This is a genomic window from Nostoc sp. CENA543 (assembly GCF_002896875.1).
GTDB lineage: Bacteria > Cyanobacteriota > Cyanobacteriia > Cyanobacteriales > Nostocaceae > Trichormus.
The window spans coordinates 4132800-4145714 of record NZ_CP023278.1 but is presented as its reverse complement, the minus strand read 5'-3'; the positions used below and the strand labels follow the sequence as shown (position 1 = coordinate 4145714).

The window sequence follows — 12915 nt, the reverse complement described above, 5'->3', positions numbered from 1 at the left end:
TCTACGTTCGCGTAGCGTGTCGTAGACAGACGCTTCGCGAACAAAAAAAGGACTAAAGTCCTTACTACGAACTGAATTCTAGTATTTTTAGATGACTTAAGATTGGGTTGTTTTTCTGAAGTCGTTTTACTAAGCATCACTCACAAAAAATCTTAACCTAAATTTGTACTATTTTTAACTCCTTCTTTGCTTATAGTGTATCGCTTAGTCGGATGATTGGGAGGTAACTGTGTTATATTACAGTAACTCTATCGGTTTTTAGGAGTAGAACTTTCATCACAACATTGATTCAGAACAAATAAGAGTTGATAACGGCTAACTTCTGACTTTCAATTTCTGAATTACGACTTAATTTATCGTCAATTCAAGGGTTTAAGACTCCTACGTTTATACGTAGTATCAGTTGATTGGGGGTTTAAATCCTCAACTCCAACTGTCTTTAATTTTGAATTTTGTAGGCGCAAGCCTTGCCGTAGGCTATTTTGAATTTTGAATTGTTCATGTGGTGTTTTCTTACTGAACTTTGAGGAGTAAAAATGTTTGAGGCTGTCGCTATTGCCTGGTTGTTATTGTTTTTTGGTGATTTTTTATCTACATTTGTTTATCATGTACCAGAACACGTTTTTGGGAGCCTCCATCTGAAAACCCATCATTCATGGAAGAAAGATTTTCGTCACTACGCAATTTTGACATTAAATGTACAGGTGCTTTTAGATGGTATATTAGGAGCCTTACCATATTTATTAGTCGCTGTACCTTTGTGGTATTTCTCTCCTATTGGGGTAATTTTGGGCTTATTATTAGGTCAATTTCATGTGTGGTGGAGACACATTAGCGTTTTAGGTTGGAAAACTCCTAAACCCATCGATTTTTTGTGTCAAATTTTATTTATCACTACTCCTGAAAGACATTGGTTACATCACCAAAAAACAAATCTAGGTTTTGGCGATATCTTTACCTTTTTTGAACAACCTGCACAAATTTGGTTTCGCTGGCTAAGACTTTTAAGGGTACGTCTGCGTTACTCGCGTATTTAAAAAATGGGTAATGGGGCATGGGGCATTGCTTTTATGCAAATTAAATGCTGATTAGCTTACCATTCAGAAAAGGGATGTTTAACTAAATAGCTATTGTAATATTTAGGGTTGCCGGATACTTCTTCACCAATCCAATCTGGTAACTCTATTTGCTGTGATTCATCAGTAAGTTCAACTTCTGCTAATATCAATCCTTTATTAACTCCAGCAAATTCGTCTACTTCCCAGACTAAATCATTAACATTAATTTTATATCGAGTTTTTTCAATTAAAGGACGAACGCATAATGTATCTAACATTTCTTGGGCATCTGCTAAAGGGATGGGATACTCAAATTCCGAACGAGAATAATTAACAGTAGGGCCTTTAATGGTGAGATAGCCTTGGTTTTTGACAATGCGAACACGGACTGTTGTGCCTTGGCTAGCAATGTATCCTTGACGATACAAACTCCCTTCAGCTAGCTGTCGCCAAGCATCGCCTTTGACTAAAAATTTTCGTTCAATTTCTTTGGCCATGAATGATCACTTGAGAATGGAGTAGCGATCGCCGTTCGCGCAGCGTCTCCGTTAGGAGAAGGCGGGGCGTAGCCCATCGCACTTACTTCCAAAAGGCTACCATACCTGATTTCACCTTAAAAAACACCACGCTTGATTCAATATAGTTCTTTACAATCATTTACAATTCCCGTAAATTCCCTACTGTAGTAGAATTAGACACGTTATTTCTAAGTGAAAGTAAGAGAAGCAGAGAGGCAGGGGGCAGGGAAAGAGTAATGAGTGCTGTTAGCGGTAGCGCGGCGTTTAGCCGGTGCTGAGTAAGGAGTAATAAGTAATAAGTAATAAGTAATGAGTAATGATTAATAAGTAATGAGTGCTGTTAGAGGTAGCGCGGCGTTTATCAGGTGCTAAGTAGTGACTAATGACTAATGACTAATGACTAATGACTAATGACTATTGACTATTGACTAACTCTTATGAACAACAAAATTGAAACTGACACCTTTATTAATGATTTAGATAAAATAGCTGGAGTAAGACAAGAGATATCTGCTGGTTTGGCACAGATGAGTGAAATTCTCGCTCAAGCAGAATTAGGAAGTCAAAATACTTCGGGTGCATTGGGTTTAAGTGCAGATATTGAAAATATCAATTTAGCTGTTAACAATCTCAATCAAGGCGTGTTTCGCTTACTTGTTTTAGGTGACATGAAGCGGGGAAAAAGCACATTTATTAATGCTTTGATTGGGGAAAATGTTCTGCCCAATGCAGTCAATCCCTGTACTGCTATTTTGACAGTTTTACGTTATGGGGAGAACAAACAAGTCACAGTCAATTTTAATGATAACCGCCAGCCAGAACAACTGGAATTTAAAGAATTCAAACAAAAATATACTATTGACCCCAAAGAAGCTAAAAAGCTGGAAGAGGAGAGAAAATCAGCATTTGCAGAGGTAAGCTATGCTGTTGTTGAGTATCCATTACAACTTTTATCGAAAGGTTTAGAAATCATCGATAGCCCAGGACTAAACGATACAGAATCAAGAAACGAATTATCTTTGGGATACATCAATAATTGTCATGCAATATTATTTGTGATGAGGGCTTCTCAGCCTTACACTTTAGCAGAACGCCGCTATCTCGAAAATTATATTAAAGACCGTGGTTTAACGGTGTTCTTTATTATCAACGGTTGGGATCAAATTCAAGAAGGAATGCTAGATCCAGATGACGAAGAAGAACTGCAAGCAGCCGAGACACAATTAAGACAGGTATTCCAAACAAACCTCGCACCATATTGTCAGATTAAAGGTGAAGATATTTATTCTGAGCGCGTTTTTGAAATTTCTGCGATTAATGCCTTAAGAAAAAGAATAAAGGATCAGTCAGCCTCATTAGAGGGTACCGGATTTCCCGAATTATTGCGATCGCTCAATATCTTTTTAACCCAAGATAGGGCGATCGCTCAACTACAACCAGCCATCATCCTAGCGCGTCAGACTTACAATAATATTCAAGCAGCAATTCAACGCCGCCTTTCCCTACTCACCCAAGATGTGAGTGAAATGAAACAGCGCATTGATTCTGTCGAACCAGAATTTCAACAATTGGCGATGATTCGGGATCAATTTCAAGCCGAAATCCGCGCCACCAGAGACATTCAAGCCAAAGCCGTTGCTGAATCCTTACGCGCTTACATTCTCAATTTGGGTAATACCTTTGAAAAAGACTTCTTAGCCTACCAACCGAACTTAGAATTATTGGACTTTCTAAATAAAGATAAACGCGAAAGCTTTAATATCGCCCTCCAAGAAGCATTTGAACGATACACCGCCGATAAAATAGCTGCTTGGACATTGACAGTAGAACAAGACATGAACACCGCATTTGTCAAACTCTCCACCAGTGCAGCAAAATACGGTGCTTCCTACAGCCAAGTCATCGACCAAATTACCGATAAATTATCAGGAAAAGAAGTCAAATTTAATCCCAAAACCACCAAGGAAGACAATTCACCCATTTGGACAAAATGGGCAATGGGATTATTATCATTGTCTAGCGGTAACATTGCAGGCGTAGCAATGGCGCAAGCAGGCTTTGATTGGAAGAATATCCTACTTAACTATATAGCTGCGATCGGGGTAAACAGCATCACCAGCACCCTAACCGGCGTTTTTCTCGGCCCCGTGGGATTAGCTGTTTTGGGAATGGGTATTGGATTTTTGCAAGCAGATCAAGCGAGACAGAAATTAGTGCAAACAGCCCAAAAAGAATTAATGAAATATCTTCCAGAAGCTGCTGAAGCATATATCCCCCAAGTTCGTACAGGTGTGGAAGAATGCTTCAATACCTACGAACAAGAAGTAATTGAGCAAATTAACAAAGATATCACCCAAAGAAGAACCGAATTAGATAACCTACTCCAACAAAAAACAGCCCATGAAATCAACCTCACCACAGAATCCCAACGTCTCGAAGCCGTAACCACAGCCATTCACCAACAACTAGAGCAAATTGACCAAATTTACCAAACATTGTCTTAAAAACTATGTTTTGGGAATGGGGCATTGGGCATTGGGCATTGGGCATCGGGCATTGGAGTAAAATCTACCTTGTCTACCTTGTCCACCCAGTCCCCATTCCCCATTCCCCATTCCCAAATTTAGTAATACTGCATGAATTAGCTGGTATGATTTGACCCTAACTCACAAAGTACCAAGTACATAAGTAGAACGGTGTAAATAATTAAAGGTTGGTAGTGAGGACTTTAGTCCTCAAATAAGGACTGAAGTCCTTACTACAAAACGAATTTCCCAATTTTCACATTGCTTAATGTAGTTTGGTTTTTTCGCACCGACTTACTTACAACAGTAAAATTTAATCGTAGATAAAAGCTAATTATGGTAGTTGTAGCAGTATTAGCAGCAGGGCGTGGCACTAGAATGAAGTCTAGTTTACCCAAGGTGTTACATTCTTTGGGTGGACGCACGATGGTAGAAAGGGTTTTAGCTTGTGCAGAACCGCTTGCACCGTCACGGCGAATTGTGATTGTGGGATATCAGGCGGAAGAAGTGAAAGCGGCTATTGAGTCGCCTGAGTTGGAATTTGTGGAACAAACTGTACAGTTAGGAACAGGTCACGCTATCCAACAATTGTTACCACATCTTGAAGGTTATACGGGGGATTTACTGATATTAAATGGGGATGTGCCATTGTTACGCACCGAAACCCTAGAAAAATTATTACAAACCCACCAAGCTAATAACAACGCTGCTACGATTCTCACCGCTAACCTAGCCAATCCCAAGGGCTATGGACGGGTTTTTTGTGATAGTAACAACTTTGTGCAACAAATGGTAGAGGATAAAGACTGCACTCCTTTACAAAGACAAAATCAACGAATTAACGCCGGTATTTATTGCTTCCGTTGGCAAAATTTAGCCAAGGTTTTACCAAATTTACAAGCTAATAATGCCCAGAAAGAATACTATCTCACGGATGCTGTGACCCAAGTTGGTCAAGTGATGGCGGTGGATGTGGAAGATGAGCAGGAAATTTTGGGAATTAACGATCGCCTACAATTAGCTACAGCCTCCGAAATCTTACAACGGCGAGTTAAAGAAAAATGGATGTTAGCCGGTGTCACATTAATCGACCCCAACAGCATTACTATCGATGACACCGTAGAATTACAGCCAGATGTGGTCATTGAACCCCAAACTCACCTGCGGGGAAACACTGTGATTCATTCGGGAAGTCGCATCGGCCCTGGTTGTTTAATTGAAAATAGCCAAATAGGTGAAAATGTCACTGTGCTGTATTCGGTAATTACTGATAGCATCATTCAAGCACAGACGAAAATCGGCCCCTATGCCCATTTACGAGGTCACGCGGAAGTAGGTAATAATTGCCGCATTGGTAACTTCGTAGAATTGAAAAACACCCAACTAGGCGATCGCACCAACGTCGCCCACTTATCATATTTAGGTGATACAACAGCAGGTAGTCAAGTAAACGTAGGTGCAGGAACAATCACCGCCAACTACGACGGCGTGAAAAAACACCGCACCAACATCGGCGATCGCACTAAAACCGGCTCTAACAGCGTCTTAGTAGCCCCCGTCACCTTGGGCAATGATGTATACGTGGCGGCAGGTTCAACTGTAACAGAAGATGTCCCCGACGATTGCTTAGTCATTGCCCGTAGTCGTCAAGTAGTTAAACCGGGCTGGAAGAAAGGAGTCTAGGAGTGTAGCTGACTTTTCAAGTTATGTGGAAAAGTTAGCCCAAAACCTAACCCCCAACCCCTAGGGCTGATTCTTTGTGGCGAGAGAAAATGTTAGGAACTTGATACTTTCGTTCCTTGGTTATAAAAGGTAGGTTGAAAACCCCGGAGTAACAGCAACGTAGTTGCGTATTACGTTGCTGTTACTCCGGGGATGAAAACAACTTAAAAGGCTTTAGCCTTCAGTGACGTTTGGTTTTTTAGGTTCTGGCAAAGAATCTATCCACTCATCAACAAGACTACTGATAGTTTTATCTAACTGAGCAGCTAATAAAGTTAGTTTATGATACCTGCGGTCAGTTAGCCTCACGTTTAATCTTTTCGTCTTCATTTGTCCCCCATTGGCTACCTGTTCATGATATCATAACTAAAGACGAAGCAATTAAAGGGGGTGATTAAGTAGTGCTGGTGTTAGAGTACAAAATCAAAGGTACAAAGTCGCAGTATCAATCTATAGACGAAGCTATTAGAACTACGCAGTTCATTAGAAATAAAGCTATTTGTTACTGGATGGATGCACCAAAAGAAGCGCTCATGAATAAAGTCGCTCTTAATAACTACTCAACAGCACTACGCAAAGAGTTTAAATTTGTAGAAGAACTTAACTCAATGGCTTGTCAATCTGCAACCGAAAGAGCATGGTCAGCTATTGATAGATTTTACGGTAATTGCAAATCTAAAGTTCAAGGCAAGAAAGGATATCCGCGTTTTCAGAGAGACAATCGTTCTGTTGAATATAAGACTTCTGGATGGTCACTACATCCCACTAAACGACGTATTACCTTCACTGATAAAAAAGGCATAGGTGAAGTTAAGTTACTCGGTAAGTGGGATATTCACACTTACCCAGTTAAGTCAATTAAGCGGGTTCGGTTAGTCAGAAAAGCAGATGGGTACTATTGTCAGTTTGCAATTAAAACTGAACCATTGAGTGAATCCAGAATTGCTGATGGTGAGATTGGTTTAGATGTTGGTTTGGAATATTTCTACTCTGATTCCGATGGATATCATGAACCCAATCCCAGGTTCTTAAGGAAAGCAGAAAAATCAATTAAACACGCTCAACGTCAGATTTACAAAAAGGAGAAAGGTAAAAACAAACGACGAAAAGCTAGGCAGAAATATGCTCGGAAGCACTTAAAAGTAAGTAGACAACGGAGTGAACACGCTAAGAGAATAGCGCGTAACGTATGCAAGGTTAACGCCTTAGTCGTCTACGAAGATTTAAGGGTGAATAACATGGTGAAAAATCACTGTCTTGCTAAATCAATTAATGATGTTAGCTGGGGCTTGTTCCGTCGTTGGTTAGAATATTTTGCAATCAAGTTTCAGACAAAACTTGTTGCTGTCAATCCTAAAATGATACCATTTCACGAAAAATCTGATACAGATGTAAACCCTAAAATCCTTGCTACATCTAAGTTTTTTAATTGCGAATTGCGAATTGCGAATTGCGAATTGTGAATTGGTATGACATCTCAAAAATGTAGTGATTGTGGTGCAATAGTCAAAAAATCTCTTTCAACTCGTACCCATAAATGTAGTTGTGGATGTGAGCTACAAAGAGATGTGAATGCTGCAAAAAATATTCTGAATCGCGGCATCGCTAGGGATGGGCAGTCCCAAAGTAACGCTACTGGACTAGCAACCTCTACTCTACTTGGGGAAACCCTGGTTGAGCAAGTAGCTAGGGTGAAGGTAGAATCCCCTCGGCTTTAGCCAGGGGAGTGTCAATTTGTCTCAGTAAGTAGCCTACGCACGAATATGAGTCTGATTTTTCTCTGTAGAACATGAATTAGCCCTACCCTTACACCCCTCACCCCTATACTCTTACTTTCTTGATTGCGTAAAACATATTCCGATGACTGATTTCTATATATATGAGGTTCTTAACGGTTCTTGATCAACTCGTTGAGAATTTTTCCGTCAATTCTATAAGGTACAAGCCTCGCCTGGAGGTTATATGAAATCAATGAATCACTTATTTCGGGTTGTTGGTAATAGAAGCTGGGTTTTGACTTTGGCTTTAACCGGTCTTTTATCTTCGGGATTTGATATTGTTAGCAAGCATACAGCGATCGCAGCTCCTATTCCACAACCAATACAATTATCTCAATCATTCCAGAATCGCCCACCCCGAAATATTGTGAATGCAATTATTCGGGATGCTTCAAACCGTTCGGGAGTCCCTATTCGCCGTATTCACATTTCTAACTCTACGCGCAAAACTTTTGGTAACGCTTGTGTGTTTAATTTTGGGGAGATTTGTACTAAGGAATATCGCCCCATTGAAGGTTGGGAAGTAATTGTGATGGTGCGGAATCAGCCTTGGAAATATCATGTTAACAGGTCTGGTTCACAAATTCTGTTAGACCCTAAAGTTAATGTGGAGGGCAACAATAGATTACCCCAGGCGATCGCTTACAATGTTCTCGGTGATGCCAGCAGACGTTCTGGTCTAGCAAGAGAAGATTTAGCGATTACTCAAGCCAAACCTAAAACTTTTGGCAATTCCTGCGAGTTCGGTTTTGGGGAAGTTTGCCCACAACAATATAACCCCATCTTAGGTTGGGAAGTGATTGTCAAGGTGCGAAATCAATCTTGGACTTATCATGTAGATCGCTTCGGTTCGCATATGGTTTTAGATCCAAAGGCGATTGTGGCGAATAATAATACATTACCCAGAGCGATCGCCAATAATATTCTAGATAATGCAGCTAGAAGTTTTGGTGTTTCTCCACAACAGTTGCAAATTACTAATGCTACTCGCCAAGTTTTTGGTAACTCTTGCGTGTTTAAATTTGGGGAAATCTGCACTGACGAATATCGGCCTGTTGACGGTTGGGAAGTAATTGTCAGGGTACGGAATCAGTCTTGGACTTATCATGTAAATCAGTCTGGTTCAGAAATTATTTTAGACCCCAAAGCAATTGTCACCAGAAATAATACCTTACCAACAGCGATCGCTAATCATGTGATTGATGATGCTATTCAACGTTCTGGTTTATCTCAACGCCAAGTAGAAATTACCACTGCTACACCAAAAACTTTTGGTAACTTTTGTGAATTTAGTTTTGGCGAAATCTGCACGAGAGAATATCAACCCATCGACGGTTGGGAAGTGACTGTGAGAGTGAGGAATCAGTTTTGGACTTACAATGTAGATCAATCTGGTTCACAAGTAATTCTAAACCCCAGAGTTTAAGATAGAGTTAAACCAATTCGCAATTCGCAATTCGCAATTCGCAATTCGCAACGATGTTCCCGCCCCGCTACGCTAACGCAATGGACTAACTGGTTTTTCAGGAATAATTGAGGACTGCGCTAAAGATGGTATTGCCAGATTGTTGCTGAATTAAATATCTTTAATTGAATCTCAACCTTAAAAAATAATTATTTTTTAAGGTTTTTTATTTAAATAAGGGTGTATCTGTATTTACTACTTAACTAAATTTTTGTCTAATTTTAACCTTTTATTTACTACATAAAAAGTGAATTTAAAATATATTTCTGATTATGTTGAAATTAAAAATTTTGCAAGCAAGTTTTTACATTGCATAAAAACATTCAACAAGCTAAAAGATGTTGATTGGTGTTGTCTGTCGATAGTTATGGGATGTGTAGAATACTAAACTAATTCTGCAAATGCTTACCTCATAAAGTTTTATCGCGTTGTATACCGCAAATACTAACTGTTACTCGTTTAAGAAACAGTTATTAGTTGGGATGCTTACAATTTAGTGTGTTCAGTAACCTAATATGTCTCAATCGTCAGTAAACACGCCAATAAAAATTGCGGATAGTTATACGGGCAAATTTTTAACGCCTTTCCAACGTAGGCTACTGCAAAAAAGTTTGCAAGAGGATTTACCTGCTTCTTACCGTCAGCGTATTGAAATTATGCTGTTAACTGATCAGGGAAAATCTCAGACTGCGATTTGTCAGGAATTGGGTTGTTGTCCAGCTACAGCCAGATATTGGATGCACATAGCGCGGAGTGGGATGGCGCACCAATGGCAAGACTGTCCTGTGGGTCGTCCTAAAGCAATTAATGATCAATATTTAGCACGTTTAAGAGAATTAATCAGTCACAGTCCCCGTGATTATGGCTATGCTTTTCGACGCTGGACTGCTAGTTGGTTGCAAAAACATTTGGCCAAAGAATTAGGAATTGAAATTAGCGATCGCCATATTAAAAGACTCCTCAAACAAATGGGATTATCGACTCGTCCACAGGTCGATCAAGCGTCAAAAAACACAGTGAAAAAACATGGAAATTCCCACATATTGATTCACGACCTGAAATCCGAAGATACCCCAGAAAATCTAGGATTAATGCCCATAGATTTAGCAAAATTAGGTACGGAGTCAGAAATTCATGGTGCAGAAGCTATCCGATCAGTTGGTTTCGCCAGAACTGTTAAACAATGTTTTGGGTTATTCTCTACCATTAGTAGAATTTCAACGCTGCTACCCAAAATTTAAATTCCTCAACCCCAAAATCGGTAAGTTTTGGACAGGAGAAAACGTTGAGGCTGGAGTGTATATTGCGATCGCGGGTAAAGTCCGATTACTCAATCAAGACGGAGAATTGATCACCACCCTGGAAAGTGGAGAATCATTTGGAGAATTCACCCTATTTCCAGACCAGAAATTTCAGCCTTATGGGGCGAGGGCGAGTGTCAATTTGCAATTGTGCTTGATTCCTGGTGATGTGATTACTGCTTGGATGCAAAAATATCCCGCTATCAAAGAACATCTCTTAGCCAAAGCTAGATCGCGTCATCGTTTATTAAATCATTCTTCACAGCCAACAGAAACTCAAAATCATTCCCCATCCATACCAGTCGCTGAGTCTAAACCGAAGACCATCAGTAAAGCCTACTTTCCACATCCCAGTCAACGCGTAGGTCATCTCTTACAAAAAGTAACTCGTCGTTATCCTTTTTTTGCTCAACAAAGTGCGTCAGACTGTGGTGCAGCTTGTTTAGTGATGGTATCTCGTTACTGGGGAAAACGTGTGAGTGTCAATCGCTTACGAGATATCGCCAATGTAGATCGTAACGGTGCATCCTTGCGTGGGTTATCCGCCGCCGCAGAAAGTATTGGCTTTTCAACACGACCAGTCAAAGCTAGCTTAGACCAACTAGCTAAACAAAACTTACCTGCGATCGCACACTGGGAAGGCAAACATTATATAGTTGTCTATCAAATTACATCTAAACACGTTATTGTTGCCGATCCGGCGATCGGTCAACGCACCCTTACCCATGAAGAATTTAAAGCCGATTGGACTGGGTACACATTACTACTGCAACCAACTGTTTTCTTGAAAGATACTCAAGAAGCAACAACACCTTTTTGGCAATTTTTTGAATTAGTTAAGCCGCACGGTTTAGTAATGTTTGAGGTGTTCATCGCCTCTGTATTTATCCAAATATTTGGGTTAATTACACCTCTATTTACTCAGCTAATTTTAGATAGAGTAGTTGTACAGCGTTCCGAATTAACTTTATTTGCCGTCGGTTTAGGCTTGCTTATCTTTAACCTATTCCGCGTAGCAATGACAGGGTTAAGACAATACTTGCTCGACCACACAGCCAATAAAATAGATGTGGCTTTGATTGTGGCATTTATTCGTCATACTCTCCGCTTACCTTTAAGCTTTTTTGAATCTCGTTATGTGGGGGATATTATCTCCCGTGTGCAAGAAAATCGCAAAATTCAACGCTTCCTTTCCGGCGAAGCCTTATCAATTCTCCTAGATTTACTCACAGTTGTAATCTATGTGGGTTTGATGTTGTGGTATAGCTGGAAAATGGCATTATTAGTATTGGTAATTGTGCCACCTTTCTTCATTTTGGCACTAGTTGCTACGCCGTTTTTACGTAAAATATCTAGGGAAATATTTAACGCCTATGCCAATGAAAGTAGTTACCTAATTGAAGTCTTATCTGGTGTACGCACAGTTAAATCCACAGCCGTAGAACAAACAGTCCGTTGGCATTGGGAAGATTTACTCAATAAAGAAATCAAAACCAGTTTTTCTGGGCAAGTAATTGGCAATCGCCTCCAAATTTTCAGCAATACTATTCAAGCTGTTGTCAGTACAGCCTTACTTTGGTTCGGCGCACATCAAGTAATTAACAATCAATTAACTATTGGTCAATTGGTAGCCTTTAATATGCTACTGGGTAACATTATTACGCCCTTTCAAAGACTCATAGTTTTGTGGAATGAATTGCAAGAAGTCACAATTGCTGTGGAACGGATTAATGATGTTTTAGACACTGAAGCAGAAGAAGACTTACAATATCAATCTCGTCAATCTTTACCACCAATCAAGGGACATATTCGCTTTGATCGTGTGACCTTTCGCTATCATCCAGAAAGCGATATGAATATTTTAGAAAATTTGACTTTTGAAATTAAACCAGGTCAAATGGTGGCTTTAGTGGGGCGGAGTGGCTCAGGTAAAACGACAATTTCTAAGTTAGTTTTAGGCTTGTATCCTCCTACAGATGGCAAAGTATTGATTGATGGACAGGATATTACTAGTATTTCCTTACATTCCTTGCGGGAACAGGTGGGAGTAGTTGACCAAGATACATTTTTGTTTGGCGGTACGATTAGGGACAATATTAGTTTAGGTTCTCCTAGTGCCTCTTTAGAATCAGTGATTGCAGCTGCTAAATTAGCCGGCGCGGATGAGTTCATTAAAAAGCTACCTCTAGGCTACGAAACACAGATAGGTGAAGGTGGTGGAATGCTCTCTGGAGGACAACGTCAGAGAATTGCGATCGCCAGAGCATTATTAGGTGATCCTAAATTACTCATTTTAGATGAAGCAACCTCCCATCTAGATGCAGAATCAGAAAGAATTATTCAGCGTAATTTCAACACAATTCTCAAGGGTAGAACTACTCTAGTAATTGCCCATCGTTTATCCACAGTGCGTAATGCAGATTTGATTCTAGTTCTTGACAAAGGACTATTAATTGAACAGGGAACTCACGAAGAATTAATGAATAAAAAGGGTCATTACTTCTATCTTAATCAACAGCAACTCAGCCCTGTCAATTAATCCCCAAAT

General features: G+C 39.9%; 9 protein-coding genes and 1 pseudogene. 8 read left to right on the top strand and 2 right to left on the bottom strand.

Annotation, left to right across the window (positions count from 1 at the left end):
* Window positions 1–536 precede the first annotated feature (536 nt).
* On the top strand, window positions 537–1037 hold the full coding sequence (locus CLI64_RS17125) for a sterol desaturase family protein (RefSeq protein ID WP_103138336.1): 501 nt from the start codon (window positions 537–539) through the stop codon (window positions 1035–1037).
* A gap of 56 nt (window positions 1038–1093) precedes the next feature.
* On the opposite strand, the gene CLI64_RS17120 is transcribed toward CLI64_RS17125, so the two are convergent.
* On the bottom strand, window positions 1094–1555 hold the full coding sequence (locus CLI64_RS17120) for a CYTH domain-containing protein (RefSeq protein WP_103138335.1): 462 nt from the start codon (window positions 1553–1555) through the stop codon (window positions 1094–1096).
* A 458-nt stretch (window positions 1556–2013) separates the two neighbouring features.
* Here CLI64_RS17120 and CLI64_RS17115 point away from each other — a divergent pair, with 458 nt between their 5' ends.
* The gene (locus CLI64_RS17115) at window positions 2014–4080 is read left to right on the top strand and encodes a dynamin family protein (protein ID WP_103138334.1); all 2067 of its coding nucleotides are present in this window, start codon (window positions 2014–2016) and stop codon (window positions 4078–4080) included.
* A gap of 357 nt (window positions 4081–4437) precedes the next feature.
* Window positions 4438–5784: a bifunctional UDP-N-acetylglucosamine diphosphorylase/glucosamine-1-phosphate N-acetyltransferase GlmU gene (gene glmU, locus CLI64_RS17110; RefSeq protein WP_103138333.1), complete on the top strand. Its 1347-nt coding sequence runs from the start codon at window positions 4438–4440 to the stop codon at window positions 5782–5784.
* Between the two features lie 213 nt (window positions 5785–5997).
* Here glmU and CLI64_RS31285 read toward each other — a convergent pair whose 3' ends face one another.
* The gene (locus CLI64_RS31285; RefSeq protein ID WP_192881556.1) at window positions 5998–6153 is read right to left on the bottom strand and encodes a hypothetical protein; all 156 of its coding nucleotides are present in this window, start codon (window positions 6151–6153) and stop codon (window positions 5998–6000) included.
* Window positions 6154–6224: 71 nt separating this feature from the next.
* Here CLI64_RS31285 and CLI64_RS17105 point away from each other — a divergent pair, with 71 nt between their 5' ends.
* From CLI64_RS17105 to CLI64_RS17090, 5 genes and pseudogenes are all read left to right on the top strand, one after another.
* Window positions 6225–7286 carry an RNA-guided endonuclease InsQ/TnpB family protein gene (locus CLI64_RS17105; protein WP_374703941.1) on the top strand — a complete coding sequence of 354 codons (1062 nt, stop codon included), beginning with the start codon at window positions 6225–6227 and terminating at the stop codon, window positions 7284–7286.
* 6 nt (window positions 7287–7292) lie between these two features.
* Window positions 7293–7541 (top strand): annotated as a pseudogene (locus CLI64_RS32190) (zinc ribbon domain-containing protein); the annotation flags it as partial.
* A gap of 244 nt (window positions 7542–7785) precedes the next feature.
* Complete coding sequence (locus CLI64_RS31280) at window positions 7786–9027, top strand: hypothetical protein (RefSeq protein ID WP_225977374.1); 1242 nt, start codon at window positions 7786–7788, stop codon at window positions 9025–9027.
* A 554-nt stretch (window positions 9028–9581) separates the two neighbouring features.
* Window positions 9582–10307: a helix-turn-helix domain-containing protein gene (locus CLI64_RS17095; protein WP_103138332.1), complete on the top strand. Its 726-nt coding sequence runs from the start codon at window positions 9582–9584 to the stop codon at window positions 10305–10307.
* Window positions 10201–12906: a peptidase domain-containing ABC transporter gene (locus tag CLI64_RS17090; protein WP_192881554.1), complete on the top strand. Its 2706-nt coding sequence runs from the start codon at window positions 10201–10203 to the stop codon at window positions 12904–12906. Before CLI64_RS17095 ends, CLI64_RS17090 begins: the two co-directional genes overlap by 107 nt.
* Window positions 12907–12915: the final 9 nt, after the last annotated feature.